This is a genomic window from Gottfriedia acidiceleris, assembly GCF_023115465.1.
Lineage (GTDB): Bacteria > Bacillota > Bacilli > Bacillales > Bacillaceae_G > Gottfriedia > Gottfriedia acidiceleris_B.
This window is the reverse complement of sequence record NZ_CP096034.1, coordinates 1,397,818-1,416,183: the sequence shown is the minus strand read 5'-3', so window position 1 is coordinate 1,416,183 and position 18,366 is coordinate 1,397,818. Positions and strand designations below refer to the sequence as shown.

Sequence of the window (18,366 nt, the reverse complement as noted above, 5' to 3'; positions counted from 1 at the left end):
TCATCAATTTGTAAAAATTAAATTAGAGGTGGAGAAGATGCGATTGTTAATTATGGATGATGATCGGGAGATTGGCTCTTTTTTACAGGAGATGCTGCAAGAGGCTTCATTTGAAGTGGATTATTTTGATAATGCGAAAGATACATACTATGCTGCATTAAATAACGATTATGATTTAATGCTTTTAGATATAACGCTGGATTCGTTTGCTCAATATGGTTTAATGTGTTCTGGTTTTGATGTTGCGAGAATGATAACTGAAAAAAAGAACACTCCGTATATGTACTTAACTGCTAGGGCTGATCCAACTGATGTTACTCAAGGATTGTATTCAGGTGCGGAAGATTACATCACCAAGCCTTACTCTTTACCCATTTTAATCGCTAAAATTCAAACGGTGCTAAGAAGATTAGACAAGTCTTCATTATCTGAATCGTTGTCATATAGGGAATTAACAATATCCTTAACAAATCGTAAGGTAACTGTTGGGCAGGAGATCGTTTCTCCAAGTCCTATTCTTTACAATATTCTTGTCTATTTACTGAAAAATAAAAACCATCCTATTTCACGTGAAGAATTAGCAAAAGAAGTTTGGCAACATGAAGATGTTTCTGATTCTGACAAAAACAAAATCGATGTAGCGATAAAACGATTACGTGAAATTATACCTTCTAAATATATACGAACCATACGCGGGATAGGATATATCATTGAAGATTAAAACAAATTCAACATTAAAAGCTACCTTCCGTGTCGCTACTCGTATTTCAATTCTACTCGCTTTTGTAGTTTGTATTATGGCCCCTATTACATTAGTATATAGGATCCACCAATACGTTCTTACTGAAGGTGAAAAAAACTTACAACGTGTGGAAAGAGTTAATTGGATACTACAAGCACCAGATACAACAATCGGGAAAGAACTTTATCTTTCCACGTTAACTGTACCTAACTCAGTGCTTGTTCTTAACAATTACAAAACAAAAAAGGTACGTGCATTTAATCCAAACCTAAAGATAAGTGAGCAATATCATTCTGAATTAGCTTTCAAAAAAGTAAACGAAAAAAAGATGAGAAGGATTTATCTAGCCGTAATTAATAAAGCCGTCGAGGTAAATACATATTTGGTGAAGAAAGGATTTTTTACAGATCGAGACTATGTACGGGTTAAGAAATTCGGTCCAACCTATTATGTCGAAGCATTTCAATATATTAGTGCTAAATCCTATAATTTTAATGGGATAGCCAGCTTTAATACGAATATCCCACTAGAATTTCAATCAATATTTAGAATTACATTAACTACATTTGTTGTTTCTTTAGTTATTCTTTCAATTATTTCATTTATTGCCGCTTTTTTTGCGATGAGAGATGTATTTGTTCCTTTAGACCGCGCTTTAAAGAAACTTGTGGTTGTAAATAAAGGCATGTTTAACGAACGAATTTCTTTTGAAAAACATAAAAATAACTATGTTGATGATTTGAGTGAACAAATTAACATAATTTTACATAGGGCGGAACGAGCAATTCTATCTCAACAACAAAGCGCACGTGAAATTACACACCAAATCCGAACTCCACTAACGTCAATTCAGCAATCAGTAGATTATTTTCGTATGTTTGGTTTTCATAACGCAACAAAAAGAGAGGAAAGACTTAATATTATTGAATTACAAGTAGAACGAATTGCATCAATGATCAATAAAATTATTACATTATCTAAATTAGAAGAAATCCAAACAGAAAATACAGAAAGCTATGATTTATCAGTTCATATCAAACAATACTTATTTAGAAATAAAACGGTTTACGAAAATATTACTTTCGAACAATCAATTCAAGAAGAAATCTATACTTTTATACCTTTCGAAAATATACTTCAAATAATGGATTCACTTATCGAGAATGCTGTGAAATATTCGTATGAACCTAAAAAAATTTATATTGAATTGTCGACTGTTGATTCAAAAATTCATATATGCGTTAGAAATCGGGGAGTAGAAATACCAAAGGATGAAATCGATAAGATTTTTGAACATTCATACCGAGCAAAAGCTGTTCAAAAAAATTATGTTGGCACTGGTTTAGGCTTAGCTGTAGTAAAAAGATTTGTCGAAATTCATCATGGTGAGATTTATGTAACCAGTGAAAAGAATATAACTAATTTTGTCATTACCTTACCGAACCAGCTAATAGGAAAAGAATAGAAGAATATTTTACTGTTTCGAAAATAAAACAAAAAAGACTGTAGAACAAACTCGACTTTGATTGAATTTGTCTACAGTCTGAGAGAATAACTATAAAATTGTTCTTTTATTGTTCTTCCTTTATTTTTTACTTAACAATAAAATAACGTACTCCAAGTCGTTTAAATCACCTACCTTTGAACTATACTTTGAGACTTCGATTATTTTACCTACTAAGCCTTTTGGGGACAAAACATTTGTATTTATCTTTACTCCATCCTTAGAACCTTTATCAATTTCAACAAAGCTGTTCCATGTATCAAAGTCACTTTTTGTAACGATCGCTACATCAGTTTTGTATTTTTGATTTTCTTTATTTAGCCTTTCTTTTAGCATTTTTAATTCTTTATTTTCGATATTAAATTCAGTTATATTTGCTTTTAAAGATGTTTCATTGCTCATCTTTTCATTTAAATAGTCATTTTCTTTTTTTAATTTGAGTACATCACTGATATTGTTTGTGTAATTTTCGAATATGTTGCTTTTTGAGAATAGATACCCACTTGTGATAAGAATGATGATTAACACCGAAATAATCATTATTTTTTTCATCGGTTTATCCTTTTCTTACTTGTTATTATTTGAATTAATGCAATTTCAATTTAAGAATACCATGAAAAATATCCTAAATAAGAAGGGTAATATGTCAATTTTGTGTTTGAACAAACTTAATAGATCTGTTATTTTATCCTTCCCATTTGTAACCAAAATTAAGAATTGAAAAATAAAAAGCCAACTGCCGACAGTTGACTTTTGTTCCTCTAAAAAGAGAACAACTTTAAATTGTTCTCTTTTTCCATAAATTTATATTCACAGGTTTGTTTCTTAACAAATTCACACAACAAATAAGAGGTTCCCTCATCTATCAATGACAAATCAAACCCATAAATTACTTTGCATTAGCATCAGGTTGATGAATTCCAAAAATATTACCTTCAGTGTCAATGAAGTATCCTTGCCATGCCATTCCAGGCAGTGCATATTTAGGCATTGCTACTTTGCCACCATTTTCAACAATTTTAGCTTCCGTGACGTCGTAATTTTCTACTCCCATGGTACATGCATATCCATTTAATGGTTGGTTTGCTTCAGGAGGTGCACTTTGACGCTGCATTAAGGCACCATTAATTCCCATTTCGTCCTCATTGCCTGTCACTGCACCAAAGTATGCCATTCCTGCATATTCACTCCAATCTTGAAACGTCCAACCAAATACCTCTCCATAAAACTTCTTTGCACGTTCCATGTTATCAACATGAATTTCGAAATGAATTAATCTTCCCATATTTTCCTCCTTGTTTTACAAGAATTTTCCTTAACTCATCTAGTATGTACACTTTAGTTGCTTATTTATTATTATATGGGATATGGAAAAAAATTCAAATTCACAAAGAAATATTTCTTTTATCATTCGTTCAACATCATTCTAAATTACTTAGTTTTATCGTTAAACTTAAATACTTTTTATCTAATCAATTTCTCAACCGTAGGAAGGTCAGCTTGTGCCCACTCAAGTTCTTTTAAATCAGAAATATCTTTCCATTCGATCTTCGCATGCTCATTAGCTACTGGCGCACCGCTTATAATCTTGGCTTCGAATGTTATCAAATTTACTATTATATTTGGATACTCATGAATGACGTCTTCAACTAAATCAGCTATAGATATTTCGCAGCCTAATTCTTCTTGTATTTCACGAACCAACGCCTCTTCAGGTTTCTCGTTCTTTTCAATTTTTCCTCCTGGAAATTCCCAGCTATTTGGCATGCTCATTTCATGTGAACGTAAGGCACATAGTATTTGGTTTTGATCGTTTCGTATAACAGCTCCGACTACTTTAATTTGTTTTTTCATTGTTTTCTAAAATCCTTTTTATTTTAAATATTTATTATTTTCACTGTGCATTAGACAGCCTATCTATTTAATCATAATTCTATTTCTTATCTAAAATTCGAATTGCTTTTTCAATTTTAGCTAACTTCTTTCCCATTCCAAAATCTATTACTTTTGTGTGTGGCTGATTAGATTTTCTTTTATTTTTTCGTTTTAATCCCATAATGCCCCTCCTTTTTTATCTCTTTATATTTTATCAAAGAAAATATAGAGACTAATTCAAAAATAAGAAGATAATAAGAACTTTCTAGTAACCTCTATAAACGAATTAAAATGCCAGTCTTATCATCAGAGTGAGACTTATTTTCACTCTCTTTTTTCTCTAACTAAGTTAAGACACAATAAGAAAACTGCTAAAAAATTCACTTATAGTTCATTTTTGACTTAATAAAATCGTATGTATATCTGCTAACATTAAATTATAACTAAATTTAAGTTATAACTCTTTCGTGAATATAGTATATCTGTTAATTGCATAAAGACCATATTAAATAAAGGAAGATGCCAATGAAAAAACTTTCAAGATTTCAAAAATTATTCTTTTTAATTTGGATCCCTTGCCTAATAATTGGAAACATTTTTTTGATTAAAGAAGATGGCTTTACTATTTCTATTTGGTATCAGATTATCCTCGCGCTATCTACTTTGATATTCAGTTATGTTAATTGGAAAGATAAAAATCTCGCAAGATTTTTAATAAGTGTTAGCGTATGTTTAACTATTTCAACTTCAATATTGATTTATTACATATAGATCGATATTAAATTTCTATTATCTAATCAATATAAAAAACGCATTCCCCTTAACTGGATTGCGTCTTTAAAGTTTTACGAACCTGTCGACCGATAATGTCTCACACCAATTTCCCATACTACTAAACATGGTATGATAAAAATAATTCCTGCTATAGGAGCTAACATATATAAATATGCATTTCCCTCCGTTTTATCTAGTAGATACATTAACGGTAAGTAATTCACACACCCAAAAGGAATAACAAATGTAAAAAATTTTGTTATCCATTTCTGATAAATATTTAATGGATATTGCGCCATCTCTCTTCCGCCATCTGTAAAAATATTGACCACTTCGAGACCTTGAATTGTCCAAAAACACATCGTAGCAGCAAGGATAAAGATTCCTGTAAAAATAAAGACCCCACTGATGATCATCAAAATTATAGTAATCACTTTCATACTGTTCCAGTCAATCGAAAGACTCCTGATCGCCCATATCAAAACAATTAAACTCTGAAGTAATCTACCAATTCTAGTAAACTCGAATTTAGAACCCATAACCTGAACAATTGTACTTCTTGGACGAACAAGCACTCGATCAAAGCTACCGCTAGCTACTAGACTAGAGAAATTGTCAAATCCACGGGCAAAACATTCACTTAAAGCAAAGGCCATATGGATAATCGCAAAACAAAGCGCAACCTCATAAAAAGTCCACCCTTTTATTTGTCCAAACCGTTCAAATAAAAAGTAAAGACCTGCAAACATCGAGAAAGGGATTAAAAACTGGCCGGCTGATAAAAGCCAAAAGGATGTGCGGTATTCCATTTGTGATTTAAAGAGAATAAGTAGATATTTAAAATATAGTCTCATATTAGGTCAACCTCCCTGGACCACGACTCTTCGTAAGGCTTTAGTAAAAGCTATTCTTCCTAGCCAAACTAGTAAAACTAACCATAAAATTTGTATGACAATCCCGATTAAAGCTTCATTTTGAGGAATATTACCAGAGTACACTCGAAACGGAAAATCAGCAGTCCACCTAAACGGAAGGAAATAAGCAAAAGTCTGAAGCCACGCTGGCATTAATGGAATTGGAATTGTTAATCCAGAGAAAAATTCACCAAATACTCCAAACAGTAACAAGGAGCCTATAGGAGACATTGTCACAAATACTGAAATATAAATGAACATGGAAACTGAAACAAGAAGAAGTAAGCCAAAAATAAGGGCAAACAAAAATAACACAAAGGTTAAGACACTTGGTGGTAACGTCATTTTATAAGGTTGAGGTAATATGAATGCAACGAGTAGAATCGGGAAACACCTTAGTATTGCACTCGACAAGCGTTGAGCTAAAAGTTTTGCATACCAAAATCCATAGATTTCGCATGGTCTACAGAGCTCATATGCGATATTTCCAGTTGTAATCAGATCGAAAAGCTCATTATCGCGGAACCACAGCATGATGAAAGCTAAAAAGGATTGTTGTAACCATAAGTATGTAATGATTTCTTTTAAAGAAAGTGGTTGAGATTGTACTGTTTGATTATAAAAAGCTTCAAAAATCATGATGTACATAAATCCCCAGAAAAACTGTGTTGCTACCCCCGCCAATGCTGCTGAACGATATTGCATCCCGTTTAATAATCTTAGCTTTAGTACAGATACATATGGTTTCATATTTGGAACTCCTTGTAGAGGCCAACGATAATTTCTTCAATTGCTTGTGCTTCAATCGTGACATCAAGTAGATCAACCTTACTGGATAAATTGGAAATCACGTCAGATATTTTAACTTGTTCCGTGTCTAAACTTAAAATTGCCCGTTCAGGAGACCATGAAATCATTGTAGTTCCAGGAATTTTAAATGGATTGTGGTCCTCCCGATAATCTACCGTAATCGTTTTATGAGTCCCAAAATGTTTTCGTAATTCATTTAAGTTACCATCGAATAATAAACTTCCTTTACCAATTAAAATAACCCGATCAGCTAAAGCTTCAATATCATTCATATCATGTGTTGTAAGGATAACGGTAACGCCTTTTTCTTTATTAATCCTTTTAATGAACTCGCGTACCGCAATTTTTGAAACAGCATCTAGCCCAATTGTGGGTTCATCTAAAAATAAAATTTTAGGACTATGTAGCAATGATGCTGCGATTTCACAACGCATCCTTTGTCCTAAGCTTAATTGTCGTACAGGTGAATGAATAAGACTTTGTAAATCGAGAGTTTCAATCAGTAGATCAAGATTATCTTGATATTCATTTTGAGGAATTTTATAAATATCACCAAGAAGCTCAAACGAGTCTATTACGGGTACATCCCACCACAATTGAGACCGTTGCCCGAAAACAACACCGATATGTTTAACATAGGAAGCTCTTTCCCTCCATGGAGTGTATCCCAATATGCTACACGTCCCTTGATCTGGAACCAATATTCCGCTCATGATTTTTATTGTTGTAGATTTACCTGCGCCATTCGGACCAATATAACCGACGATTTCCCCCGGTTCAATAGAGAAAGAAATATCATTTAACGCTTCAACAATCGTATGCTCACGATAAAAAAGCCCCTTCACTGCCTGCCTAATTCCTGAAGAACGTTTCGCAACCTTGAAGGATTTACTTAAACCATCTACGGTAATCAATTTTTTCGCCTCCTAACATTTTTTGACTGGAAGAAAAATACTATCACCATAATATCGTCACGTCAATATCTTTTTCAGTTTATTCGGTAATTTTAGAAAAATAAATTTTTACAAGTAGATGGCAATAAAAAGAGGATGAAATCAATTAATTTCATCCTTTTTAGTAAATCACTTATTCAACGTGAGTTAGTTCTCCTGCTGACATGATAATTTAGTTTACTTGAATTCACCCGCCATTTCATCTTTAAAACCAAATAAGTAAGTAAAAATAAATCCAGCTACATAAGAAATAATAACTCCGGTTAAGTATAATAAAATCTGATTCGTATGAACTAAGAATGATAATGGAAGACCTGAAACACCGACTGCAATCGTCGCGATATGGAAATGAGCTTGAAATGCTCCGCCAACTCCGGCACCTAAACATGCCGTTAAGAATGGACGTCCTAGCGGAAGCGTAACACCAAAAATTAATGGTTCACCAATTCCAAGCATTCCTGATGGGAGTCCCCCACCGATTGCACGTTTTAAGCTTTTTTTCTTCGTTTTAAAGTAAATTGCAAACGCTGCTCCTACTTGACCCGCTCCACCCATCGCAAGGATTGGTAGTAATGGGTCATCTCCAATGGAGTTAATTAATTCAAGATGAACTGGGGTCAAACCTTGATGAAGACCGGTAACGACTAGTGGAAGGAATGTTGCACCAAGTACAAATCCAGCTACAACTCCTCCAAAATCAAGAACATTTAACAATCCTTTTGTAATCGCATCCGATACAAAACCGCCAACAGGCATAAACACAAGATATGTTAAGATACCTGTAATTAATAACGCTATAGTAGGTGTGAGAATAATATCTAGAGATTGCGGTACAAATTTTCTTACTTGCCTTTCAACTAAAGCGATGAAGATTGCTGCAAAAAGAACACCAATTAACCCTCCACGCCCAGGAACCAGATTGTGCCCAAACAAAGAGATATCTGCAACTCCAGGGTTGATGACAAGAATACCGGCCAATGCTCCAAGCGCGGGGGATCCACCAAATTCCTTTGCTGCGTTTATTCCGACTAGGATTCCAAGATAAGCAAACAGACCCGATCCGATAACAGTTAAAATAATAGCTAATTTTGAGTCTGCTGCAAGCCATTCTGCCTGAACAATTGCTTTTGTTATACCAGTTATTAATCCTGAAGCTACAAGGGCAGGAATTAACGGAATAAAAATACTTGCGATTCTACGTAAAAACAGCTTAAAAGGTTTTGCATTCTTTCTATCAATCTCTGATTTGTTTTTTGAAGCTGCATCATTCAGATCAAAATCATCTGCAGCTGCAAGCAGTTTATCAAACTCTGCTGCAACTTTATTTACAACACCAGGTCCAAGTATGATTTGAATCGTTTCTTCTTCTACAACTCCTAGAACCCCTTCTGTCTTTTTGATCGCCTCTATGTCTACCTTTGAATGATCTTTCGATGCTACACGTAGTCTTGTCATACAATGAGTGGACGATGAAACATTCTCCACTCCACCCAAATGCTCTAATAATTGCTCGGCAATTAATAAATATTTGCTAATCCCCTTTGCCATCTTTACATCTCCTTTTAAATTAACAAGTTAATTAGTTTAAAAGATATAATCTAACTCCTGAAATAGATATGAATTATTTATGACAATTGCTAGATTGATAGTTTTTCAAATGGTTTATCCTCTCCCTTTCTTATCAATTTAAATGAACATTCATCAACTGCCTTATTTTTCAGAAAGTGTCTGCAGTTCAGCAATTTGACCAATTAATACATCCTAAAAGGAGTAACATTCATAGGTTGTTTACTATAAACAAAATTTCTAATATTACATTAAAGATTTTGAAATTTTATTTTAAATTTTACGCTATTGATATCGCTTTTATGACAAGGTATTAATAGGAAAAAATATTAAGTGGGAGAATTGAAAATTAGGATGAAGATGAATCATATTTAGATTCTTATGGTAATTTCCGATAGACTAAATCAAGTATGGTTTAATAAAAATAGACGCATCCCATGTTAGTGGAATGCGTCTATAAGGGAATTCAATCACCTATATCTTCCCTATTTTCTTTGAAATCTCTTCCGCTGCTTTTTTTACTTCTTCAATCAAGAACGGAATACGTTCCTGAGTAAAACGAAATACTGGTACATTCACGCTTAGAGCAGCAAGTACTTTGTTGTTGTATCCAGTTATTGGTGCTGCAATAGCCGCCGTATCCTCTGTTTTTTCACTTTGACTGATTGCATACCCATTTTGCCTGATTTCAACTAGTTGCTGTTTTAAAATTGAGATTGAATTAGGTGAAAGATTTAGCTGATCTAACACTTGTTGAATTTCATTTTCTTTCATATAAGCAAGAATGGTTTTATTTGGAGCACCAATATGTAGTGGAATTCTGATACCCAAATTTTCGGCAATTCTAATTTTTAAAGGACTATCAATTTTATCAATCACAATTCCATCTATCCCACTTTCAATATTTAAATAGATGCTTTCCTCTACATGTTTCGCCAAACGCTCCATTACTGGTCTTGCAACTAATCTGAAATCCATTTGATCTAATTGACGGAGGCCAAGTTCCATCCATTTATACCCTAACTTGTAATGCTTGGTTTCAGGTATTTGTACAACAAGTCCATGTTGGATTAAAGCATTTAGTAATCGGTGAAGCGTACCAAGAGATAGAGATGTTTTTTCCGCTAATTCGGTGATTTGCCAATTACTTTTGGATTCATCCGAATTTAGAATATCGATAATAAGCATAGCTCGGTCAATTGATTGGACCATGATCATAACTCCTATGACTCTTCACTTCTTATCTTGGGGAGTCTGTTCAAAAATCTGGGAATATTGCTTGGTTAGGTGAATTCCCTTTCATTACGTACTGGTAATATACGTACGATTCTTTAAAGATGCGTTGACTTGAGTATCTCAGCACTTTTTGTTTTCATTTCGAACTTGCAAATGAATAATTGTGAGAGTAATTTTTTACATATATCTTACAAGTTTATCGTCTGTTTTTCCAAGGTCTTTTAGATTAATTTACAGCTTTATTGATTCTAATGATGCATTAGACTTATTTTTTCTTAATTTTCGTTTTTTATTACGACTCACATCTAAAGAATCTTCAAGCTTTTTAACACCAAACGTAATAATTAGTACAAGCGCAAGATAATATAAACCTACTACAATATACGTATTCATTTGTTCAAAGTTAGAGGCAGCCTCACTTAGGCCAGCTCCCCATAAATCTTGCATCCCTACATATGCTACAAGTGAAGAATCTTTTAATCCGATGATAAACTGATTACCAAGAGAAGGAATCGCAATTTTAAATGCTTGAGGTAGCACGATTCTTCTCATTGCTAAAGGTTGGGACATCCCAAGAGAACGGGCAGCTTCCAATTGTCCTTTGTCAATTGACTGAATTGAACCACGAAAGATTTCAGCAATATATGCTCCACTATGTACACCTAACGCTATTGCACCAGCCCAAAACTGCGAAAATGTAATAATACTAGAAAGTCCGAAGTATAAAATTGCGATTTGAACAATAAGCGGTGTCCCACGAATGACCGTGATATAGAGATTAGCAATATAATTAAGCACCTTAATACGGGAGAGTCTGAAAAATGCAAAAATAAGTCCTATTCCACTTCCTAAAATAGTAGATACGATTGTCAATTTTAATGTTAATAAAGTTGCTACTAAAAATACATGAAACGTATTTAACAATATATGCATGATGAACCTCACCCCTCATCTTGTCCTAAAAAATCTTAGGCTCTTATTTTACGCTAGCATTCTATTATTATTTTTCTTCAAGAATATTGCGACCAAACCACTTTTCACTAATTTTTTCATAAGTTCCATCTTTAATAATTTCATCTAAAGCCTTATTAATTTTCTTCTCAAGTTCTTTATCATCTTTCCTTACAGCAATTGCTTGATTATCATGAGTTAGTGGTGTACCTACATCTTTAATCTTAGCCTTTCCTTCTTTAATAACTCTAAAGCCAACCATTTGATCCGTAATGACCGCATCTAGTCTACCAGTTGGAAGATCCATTATAGCTGTCAGATCACTATCATAATCTACTACATTTTCTTTTCCAGTATATTTAATCGCTAAATCTTTATAAGGGCTTGCTTTTACAACGCCAATTTTCTTCCCTTTTAAATCCTCAGCAGATTTGATTTCCTTATTATTATCAGCGACAAAAATCTGAGAACCTGAAATATAATATGGATTACTGAAATCAACCACCTTTAATCGTTCATCAGTGATCGTCATACTCCCTAAAATCGCATCATACTTATTGGATAATAATCCTTGTACAATTGTTTCCCATGGGTTTGTTATTGGTACAGCTTTCATTCCCATTTTTTCTGAAAGTGCTTTACCGATTTCAACATCAAATCCAGCAAGCTTGCCATTTTCCTTAAAGTTAAATGGTTTATATAATCCACTCATCGCGTAATGAAATTCTTTTGAACTCGCTTGATTTCCGGTTTTTTCTGCTCCACAGCCACTTAGAAACATTACTCCTGCTATCATTGAAGATAATAAAATACCATGCCAATTCTTTTTCATTACACTTACCTCCATCATTTTTTAAGATTATAAAATACTATTAAGAAATTGTTTTGTTCTTTCATTTTGTGGATTTTCAAAAAACTGTTGAGGTGTACCCTCCTCTAAAATTAGACCTTCCTCCATGAATAAAACTCTGTCTGCTACACCGCGAGCAAAACCCATTTCGTGAGTGACTACAACCATTGTCATGCCTTCACTTGCTAACTGTTTCATAACTTGAAGAACCTCTCCAACAAGTTCGGGATCCAAGGCTGAAGTAGGCTCATCAAACAGCATTACCCTCGGGTTCATCGCAAGTGCACGTGCAATGGCAACCCTTTGTTTTTGCCCTCCTGATAACATTTCTGGATATTCATCAGCCTTATCTGTCAGTCCAACCTTCTCTAACAAAACATAAGCAATCTCTTTTGCTTCACTCTTTTTCATTCCTTTAACATGAATAGGTGCTTCAATTATATTTTCTAAAACAGTTTTATGCGGAAAGAGATTGAAGTGTTGGAAAACCATACCAACCTCCGACCGAATTTTATTCAAATCTGTTTTGCCGGGTTGAACCAATTCACCTTCAAAATAAATTTCTCCCTTATCATTAATCTCTAAGAAGTTTAAACATCTCAAAAGGGTACTCTTTCCCGATCCACTTGCTCCTAATAAAACAACCACTTCTTTTTCTTTAATCGTTAAATCAATTCCTTTTAATACTTGTAAAGGCCCAAATGATTTACTTACACTTTTGATCTTAATCATATTCATTCAACCCTCCCATCGAGTAAATAATAACAACTTTTTCCACAATGCGGAAACCATTTCTATTTCATTAACATTATACACAATTCTGACTATTCCGTCATTAAGTAATTTTCTTTCTATTATTGGAGTTAACAATATAGCTAATTTAGTACAATTTTTAGAAGCCAATATTACAAATCTTTCAAATCACCTTAAACTAGGCGAATGCATATATTGTTAATATTGAACCACCCTATTAAAATTCCCTGGAACTTGGCCCATTTGGAGTCATGTCCTCATTACTATAGGAATATCTGAAATTAATGTAGCAATTTGAGGTTTATAAAAATGGATTGATAAATGGATTAATATTGGAATTTCAAAAAGATTTAGATGGATCGAAATCAAGTTTTTAGGACAAAAAAAAAAAAAACACTCATTCATCTGTATTCAGAGATAAACGGAGTGCGTTTTTACCATTGTATACTACCAATCAATTTTTAAAGGATAGGCTTTTCCCTTGTCTACTATAAGAAGATAATTTCAATGCTGTTCTTTTTAAATAGAAATAAAATGAAATTAGTGATTTTGAATTTTGTTTGTTTAACATAGTAACACAAGGGTAGCAGTATGTTTTATGAAGTAGAATATTCCCCTTAAAACAAGAATTAAAGAATCTTATTCAGAGTCTTCCTCTTCCTCTTCCTCTTCCTCATCAATAAATAAAGTGAGGATAGAATCTAGTGGTTCTGTTCCATTAGCAACCGCATTTACTTTATTAAGATATTCCTCACTAATTAAATGTTTTAACGGTTGTTCTACCATATTGAAAAACTTAAACGCTTCTATTGCAATCCGATCCCACTCAACATAACAGATTAAATAGTCATTTTCAGTCACTTTTGTTCTTGTTGTTCCTTCTTCAGGGACACATTCAAACTTTTCATTCTGACCAAACGTTCCATAATCACTTGTTAATTGTTCTCCAGGTTTAATGTCTCTCGCAGCCAAAAGAAAATCATAAGCTGTATCTACACAATTTGGATTGAAGCTATGATTCATATATTTTGCGTGATCCCAATTAAGTACATGTATGTCGTCAGTATCTAAATAGGAATATTTATCTATATACTCTTTTCGCACATCATCGAGACTTTCAATATATTCCACTGTAAGAACCAAATCCAAATCATCTTTAATCCAGACAATGGTTCCTTTAGGGATTAATTTTGTTGCAAACACTCCAACGCCTACTTGGTCACTTACATATCGAATTTCTGTATCAGGGTGCATCATTTTCGAAATCCTCCTTACGATATATTAATTATAAAATCTCTTTTTTAAATATCACTGTCTTCATAAGGTTTCATTCTTTGTAGTAGCAACCCATCACTTTTTTCATTCTGTCCATATACAAAATGTGGCATATGAAATTTCAAGTACGATCCATACATACTATCCGTATTTAACAATAACTCATCTACATAATAGGTACCTTTTTTAAGCGAATCTAATAATAAACTAGCAACGCCAGCATATATTCCACAAGCAACTTGAAGATAAGTTGCATTTATACCATAGTTTGCATATGCATCTTTATTATTCATTACATTATAAACAAATCTTTCTTTATCTTCATAAACAAGAAGGACACCAACTAAATCCTCACCTATTAAAGGTGCATATGACGGATCTAGTAATATTTGATCAAAATCCCAAATTACATCTACATCCTCTAAATTATCACGAATCAAATTAGTAGTGTTTTCGTTAACACGATAAAGAAATCCACTTTCAACGTTGAATAAACTTCCTAATGTATAAACTTCTTCATGAGGCATTAAAGATCCGTAAAATACTTTTTCTCCTAAAGTCACTTTAAATTCAACAGAATACACATCATGATCAAGAAAAATGGGAGTATGTTGTGCCATAAACATCGGATAGCTTGAGATCGCTTCTTCAAGAAAACACTCTGGTGACCATGTTGTATAAACAGTATTTTTTTTTGCCAAATTAGGGTTTTCATAAAATGAGGTATCGTGCTCTACAATATAACATGCAAGAGGTTTTTCGTCAGGGTATTGATTCATTAAATCGATTGCCATCCATTGTACGACACCTGGATTCATGCCCGAACCAATAATCGCTGATGTATTTTTAAAAGAAGGTTTTTTTTCATCAAATACTCTGAAACGTTCCATTAATTGAAATCCAGAAAAAAGCTCTTCATTTTCATCTATAAATGTATTTTCTAAAGCTGTGTCTATATACTTAACTCCAAGTTCATTACAGCAACCCAAGATTTCCGCGGTATCAGCCCAAGAAACGTCAACAACAATTGATGTTTGTGTTTCTTGAAGATGTTTTTTAAATAAAGGAATATGATTTAAATCTATTTCATGAAGAATCATATTATTTTTTAAATTAGGAGCAATATTTTCATAATAATTTTTATCTTTTTGTTTAATATCAATTAAATGTATCTTTGAATTTTTTATAAAATAATGTATTGGATCGTTTTCGTTCATGTAGGCTTTATTAAAAATCGAAATTACCGCCTTTGCTACCCCTCCTGAGCTACCTAAAAGTGTAATTACGGTGTCTTCTGCATTCATATACTCAACTCCATCAATCTGTAAAGTTTATACATTACTCAATTTATGAATGAATAGACAAAGTGTTTGGACAAGAATCTAGATAAAAAACACTATTTCTTTGATTTTTTTATTCAATGGAGAATATGTTACCAGTCTAATATTGTACTAATTTTCCTTTTTGAACAGCTTTTTATTTACAACACCAATTCACCCTCATCTAGGCGAATGCATATATTGTTATCCAATATATGTAACGAAAGGGGGCTATTCTCATGCATGTCGATTTAACTGCCATACATTGGCTTTATGTAGCATTTATAGGTTTAATTATTTTATTTTTAATTCTTAGACGTGACACCAGCCTAGTTTGTCTCGCAGGGATTTTCCTTCTTTGCCTGGTAGCAACTGAGTCACTTTCAAGTTCCGTTAGTATCCTTTTTTCAAGTTTCATATACGCCATAACTGAATTACTTTCTACTATTTTAGTTATCTCGATTATTGTTTCTATGAGTAAAGCATTAACTGATAGCGGAGTGCATCAGGCACTCATCAGTCCATTTACAAAGGTGATACGAAACGCCACACTTGCTTATTGGACGATTGGTATTGTAATGATGGTTGTATCTTGGTTTTTCTGGCCATCTCCTGCAGTAGCTTTAATTGGTGCAGTTTTACTTCCAGTTGCTTTAAGAGTTGGGTTACCAGCGCTAGGTGTGTCGATGGCAATGAACTTGTTAGGACATGGCATTGCTCTTTCAAGTGATTACGGGTACTAAAATAAAGTACTATGGTATATACTTATTACAGATACTTTTATTTATTTTAACCGTGGGGGAATTAAATTGTACAAGCCGTTTACACAAGCTATTACAAGCCATCCAGTAAACCAAAAGCTTTGTATTTGAGAAAGTCAAAGAAAAGCAAAGGTAAAACAGAACAAGAAACTATTGAATCACATCTAAAAAGATTAACTGATTTCTGTAATGAACAAGGTTGGAATGATTATGTAATTTATAATGATTATGTTGCAAAGTCTACTAACGTAAACAGACTTGAATATCGAAAAATGTTGTCTGCATGTTTAGAAGGTAAACATGATCTAATTAAAGTGGTAGAAGAATCTAGGTTATATAGAGGGAAATCATTCAGAATGCAATTACATTATTGAACAACATCCATAATGAAGATATTGAAAATCAAAATAGAATATATAGACAATTATTTGAACATCTTGAACTAGTTAATACAGTAGATGAATTCGAAATAAGACTAAAAGAAAAAGACGTTTCCATTTAGGATGCGTCTTTTTTTGTATCTATATTAGATTGAGATAATTTTACAATTGCTCCAGCTACTTGTTTGTAGTTCGGATTTTCTGCTTTGATTATGGTTATTTTAGGTATACGTTTAGTTTTCATAATCGCATCACCCCATGTAAGCCATAATATTCAGATTTGATTTAATTTGTGTATGTACCCTCTAAATTCGTTCCCCTTGTTGTTTAGGTTGATTTACAACCCTTAAACAAGAAGTGATGAACTTTCAGACACATTAATTTAAGTTATTTCTAAAAATAATCAATGCAGAGATAAGCCGTTTCCGGAAATGAGTTTTTTATTAGTGGGTACTGTATCAACTCATTACATTAGATACTCTTATATACAAAAAAAGATGTGATGCTTATAGCACCACCCCTTTTAGGTGTAATAGTGAGAAGGAAGTAAGAATTTAATCTTACAACCTTAAAAAAACTTTCTGTACATTATCAGACATAGTTTTACGGAATTTATATGTAAAGTCTAGTAGTTTTTCCACATCAAGTTGATCTGGTACTTAAGCACTATAAAAAAACCCCTAGTTTTACTAAGGATTTGAAATAATTTTAATTATGATAAACGCTTGATTTAGAATATACAAATTCATAGTATGCAGACATTTCTTCTTCTGTTATATTGTATTTTCTTTGAATTTCACTGTGTTCTTCCAATAATTTTTTTGACCATTCCATTGATTGTCTATCTGTTATCTTACCACTCTTTAGTAACATTTTATTTTTTGCAAATTCTGACCTGAATTTAAGTTCGAATTCTGCAATTTCTATGATTTCTTCAGGAGAATGTTTATCTTCGTTATGGTTAGAAGTGCTAATCATTTTAAAAATTATACCAATTATTACAATTACAATTAACCATGCCACAATATTCACAATATATCACCACCTTTCACTTTCATATTATCATGGAAATAAAAACAAAAAGCCATACTTTCCTACCTATTATTTAGTATTTTTTTCCAATCAAGTTGGTCTGGTACTTAAGGACTACAATTAGTTATAAAAAAACCTAAGCTTTTTTGCATAAGGTTTTAAGATAAGTTGCAGTATTAAGTATCGCCTCTGCTGATGGTTTATTTGTAGAAATTACAGTAATTTTTATTTTTTTATTAATCCTATTTTTTCTAGTTGCAGACATCTTTAAGTTCCACCTTGTTATTTGAGTTGTATTTTTACAACCCTTCAACAACGTTTGTTTGAAGTTCAGACATTCTTTTGTGAAAAAATTTTTAAAAATGACGTTGCTATTGGACCAATACAAGCATTGAATAAGTACTTTCTAGCATACATGGTTTAATTAGCGTATAAACTTGTCTGTATTGGTTCGGTATTAATGGACAAAAAAAAGAAGTGGTGCAGTTAAGCACCACCCCCTTTTAGTTGTAAATAAACTTTTGAAATGAGTGGGAAGGAAAAGGAACTTAATCCTACAACCCTTAAACAACTTCCCCTGCATTTTTTGATTGGGTTGGTTGTTACTACTGTTGTTGCGATATTTTTGATTTAACTCTAATGAAGAGTATTTAATTAACGAGATTCTTTAT

General features: G+C 32.8%; 20 protein-coding genes and 1 pseudogene. 4 read left to right on the top strand and 17 right to left on the bottom strand.

What is annotated here, in order from left to right; translation table 11 throughout:
• Positions 1–37 precede the first annotated feature (37 nt).
• Both MY490_RS06610 and MY490_RS06605 read left to right on the top strand, forming a co-directional pair.
• Positions 38–721, top strand: coding sequence for a response regulator transcription factor (locus MY490_RS06610; RefSeq protein WP_248268513.1), 684 nt, complete (start codon positions 38–40; stop codon positions 719–721).
• Positions 711–2,207: a sensor histidine kinase gene (locus tag MY490_RS06605; RefSeq protein ID WP_248268512.1), complete on the top strand. Its 1,497-nt coding sequence runs from the start codon at positions 711–713 to the stop codon at positions 2,205–2,207. Before MY490_RS06610 ends, MY490_RS06605 begins: the two co-directional genes overlap by 11 nt.
• 120 nt (positions 2,208–2,327) lie before the next feature.
• Here the strand turns inward: MY490_RS06605 and mreC are convergent, their stop codons facing one another.
• The 14 genes from mreC to MY490_RS06540 form a co-directional block, all read right to left on the bottom strand.
• Entirely contained in the window at positions 2,328–2,798 is a 471-nt protein-coding gene (mreC, locus tag MY490_RS06600) for a rod shape-determining protein MreC (RefSeq protein WP_248268511.1), read from the bottom strand.
• Between the two features lie 337 nt (positions 2,799–3,135).
• Positions 3,136–3,531 carry a VOC family protein gene (locus MY490_RS06595; protein WP_248268510.1) on the bottom strand — a complete coding sequence of 132 codons (396 nt, stop codon included), beginning with the start codon at positions 3,529–3,531 and terminating at the stop codon, positions 3,136–3,138.
• A gap of 179 nt (positions 3,532–3,710) precedes the next feature.
• On the bottom strand, positions 3,711–4,100 hold the full coding sequence (gene mutT / locus MY490_RS06590; protein ID WP_248268509.1) for an 8-oxo-dGTP diphosphatase MutT: 390 nt from the start codon (positions 4,098–4,100) through the stop codon (positions 3,711–3,713).
• 79 nt (positions 4,101–4,179) lie between these two features.
• The gene (locus MY490_RS22095; RefSeq protein WP_282439846.1) at positions 4,180–4,302 is read right to left on the bottom strand and encodes a hypothetical protein; all 123 of its coding nucleotides are present in this window, start codon (positions 4,300–4,302) and stop codon (positions 4,180–4,182) included.
• A 664-nt stretch (positions 4,303–4,966) separates the two neighbouring features.
• Positions 4,967–5,749, bottom strand: coding sequence for an ABC transporter permease (locus MY490_RS06585; RefSeq protein WP_248268508.1), 783 nt, complete (start codon positions 5,747–5,749; stop codon positions 4,967–4,969).
• 6 nt (positions 5,750–5,755) lie between these two features.
• On the bottom strand, positions 5,756–6,559 hold the full coding sequence (locus MY490_RS06580; RefSeq protein WP_248268507.1) for an ABC transporter permease: 804 nt from the start codon (positions 6,557–6,559) through the stop codon (positions 5,756–5,758).
• Positions 6,556–7,533, bottom strand: a complete 978-nt coding sequence (locus MY490_RS06575) for an ABC transporter ATP-binding protein (protein WP_248268506.1) — start codon at positions 7,531–7,533, stop codon at positions 6,556–6,558. Before MY490_RS06575 ends, MY490_RS06580 begins: the two co-directional genes overlap by 4 nt.
• A gap of 216 nt (positions 7,534–7,749) precedes the next feature.
• Positions 7,750–9,120 (bottom strand): PTS transporter subunit EIIC, encoded by a 1,371-nt coding sequence (locus MY490_RS06570; protein ID WP_248268505.1) that lies wholly within the window; start codon positions 9,118–9,120, stop codon positions 7,750–7,752.
• Between the two features lie 492 nt (positions 9,121–9,612).
• Entirely contained in the window at positions 9,613–10,350 is a 738-nt protein-coding gene (locus MY490_RS06565) for an IclR family transcriptional regulator (RefSeq protein WP_248268504.1), read from the bottom strand.
• A 255-nt stretch (positions 10,351–10,605) separates the two neighbouring features.
• Complete coding sequence (locus tag MY490_RS06560; RefSeq protein WP_248268503.1) at positions 10,606–11,307, bottom strand: amino acid ABC transporter permease; 702 nt, start codon at positions 11,305–11,307, stop codon at positions 10,606–10,608.
• A 67-nt stretch (positions 11,308–11,374) separates the two neighbouring features.
• The gene (locus MY490_RS06555; protein ID WP_248269331.1) at positions 11,375–12,106 is read right to left on the bottom strand and encodes an ABC transporter substrate-binding protein; all 732 of its coding nucleotides are present in this window, start codon (positions 12,104–12,106) and stop codon (positions 11,375–11,377) included.
• A gap of 78 nt (positions 12,107–12,184) precedes the next feature.
• On the bottom strand, positions 12,185–12,907 hold the full coding sequence (locus tag MY490_RS06550; RefSeq protein ID WP_248269330.1) for an amino acid ABC transporter ATP-binding protein: 723 nt from the start codon (positions 12,905–12,907) through the stop codon (positions 12,185–12,187).
• Between the two features lie 660 nt (positions 12,908–13,567).
• Positions 13,568–14,185 carry an SET domain-containing protein gene (locus MY490_RS06545; protein WP_248268502.1) on the bottom strand — a complete coding sequence of 206 codons (618 nt, stop codon included), beginning with the start codon at positions 14,183–14,185 and terminating at the stop codon, positions 13,568–13,570.
• 44 nt (positions 14,186–14,229) lie between these two features.
• Complete coding sequence (locus tag MY490_RS06540; protein ID WP_248268501.1) at positions 14,230–15,507, bottom strand: S-adenosylmethionine decarboxylase related protein; 1,278 nt, start codon at positions 15,505–15,507, stop codon at positions 14,230–14,232.
• 254 nt (positions 15,508–15,761) lie between these two features.
• Between MY490_RS06540 and MY490_RS06535 the strand changes: the two are divergent.
• Positions 15,762–16,256: pseudogene (locus MY490_RS06535) on the top strand (hypothetical protein); the annotation flags it as partial.
• A 134-nt stretch (positions 16,257–16,390) separates the two neighbouring features.
• Positions 16,391–16,657 (top strand): recombinase family protein, encoded by a 267-nt coding sequence (locus tag MY490_RS06530; protein WP_248268500.1) that lies wholly within the window; start codon positions 16,391–16,393, stop codon positions 16,655–16,657.
• Between the two features lie 124 nt (positions 16,658–16,781).
• Here MY490_RS06530 and MY490_RS22090 read toward each other — a convergent pair whose 3' ends face one another.
• From MY490_RS22090 to MY490_RS22085, 3 genes are all read right to left on the bottom strand, one after another.
• A complete protein-coding gene (locus MY490_RS22090; protein ID WP_282439845.1) occupies positions 16,782–16,907 on the bottom strand; it encodes a hypothetical protein in 126 nt (41 codons plus the stop codon).
• Positions 16,908–17,371: 464 nt separating this feature from the next.
• On the bottom strand, positions 17,372–17,695 hold the full coding sequence (locus MY490_RS06525) for a hypothetical protein (protein ID WP_248268499.1): 324 nt from the start codon (positions 17,693–17,695) through the stop codon (positions 17,372–17,374).
• Positions 17,696–17,831: 136 nt separating this feature from the next.
• Positions 17,832–17,960 (bottom strand): hypothetical protein, encoded by a 129-nt coding sequence (locus MY490_RS22085; protein WP_282439844.1) that lies wholly within the window; start codon positions 17,958–17,960, stop codon positions 17,832–17,834.
• Positions 17,961–18,366: the final 406 nt, after the last annotated feature.

Excerpts from the sequence above, each read along its gene's own strand:
- MY490_RS06610 (WP_248268513.1), top strand. The coding sequence starts at position 38 with ATGCGATTGTTAATTATGGATGATGATCGGGAGATTGGCTCTTTTTTA.
- mreC (WP_248268511.1), bottom strand. The coding sequence starts at position 2,798 with ATGAAAAAAATAATGATTATTTCGGTGTTAATCATCATTCTTATCACA.
- MY490_RS06595 (WP_248268510.1), bottom strand. The coding sequence starts at position 3,531 with ATGGGAAGATTAATTCATTTCGAAATTCATGTTGATAACATGGAACGT.
- mutT (WP_248268509.1), bottom strand. The coding sequence starts at position 4,100 with ATGAAAAAACAAATTAAAGTAGTCGGAGCTGTTATACGAAACGATCAA.
- MY490_RS22095 (WP_282439846.1), bottom strand. The coding sequence starts at position 4,302 with ATGGGATTAAAACGAAAAAATAAAAGAAAATCTAATCAGCCACACACA.
- MY490_RS06585 (WP_248268508.1), bottom strand. The coding sequence starts at position 5,749 with ATGAGACTATATTTTAAATATCTACTTATTCTCTTTAAATCACAAATG.
- MY490_RS06580 (WP_248268507.1), bottom strand. The coding sequence starts at position 6,559 with ATGAAACCATATGTATCTGTACTAAAGCTAAGATTATTAAACGGGATG.
- MY490_RS06570 (WP_248268505.1), bottom strand. The coding sequence starts at position 9,120 with ATGGCAAAGGGGATTAGCAAATATTTATTAATTGCCGAGCAATTATTA.
- MY490_RS06565 (WP_248268504.1), bottom strand. The coding sequence starts at position 10,350 with ATGGTCCAATCAATTGACCGAGCTATGCTTATTATCGATATTCTAAAT.
- MY490_RS06560 (WP_248268503.1), bottom strand. The coding sequence starts at position 11,307 with ATGCATATATTGTTAAATACGTTTCATGTATTTTTAGTAGCAACTTTA.
- MY490_RS06555 (WP_248269331.1), bottom strand. The coding sequence starts at position 12,106 with ATGTTTCTAAGTGGCTGTGGAGCAGAAAAAACCGGAAATCAAGCGAGT.
- MY490_RS06550 (WP_248269330.1), bottom strand. The coding sequence starts at position 12,907 with ATGATTAAGATCAAAAGTGTAAGTAAATCATTTGGGCCTTTACAAGTA.
- MY490_RS06545 (WP_248268502.1), bottom strand. The coding sequence starts at position 14,185 with ATGATGCACCCTGATACAGAAATTCGATATGTAAGTGACCAAGTAGGC.
- MY490_RS06540 (WP_248268501.1), bottom strand. The coding sequence starts at position 15,507 with ATGAATGCAGAAGACACCGTAATTACACTTTTAGGTAGCTCAGGAGGG.
- MY490_RS22090 (WP_282439845.1), bottom strand. The coding sequence starts at position 16,907 with ATGAAAACTAAACGTATACCTAAAATAACCATAATCAAAGCAGAAAAT.
- MY490_RS22085 (WP_282439844.1), bottom strand. The coding sequence starts at position 17,960 with ATGTCTGCAACTAGAAAAAATAGGATTAATAAAAAAATAAAAATTACT.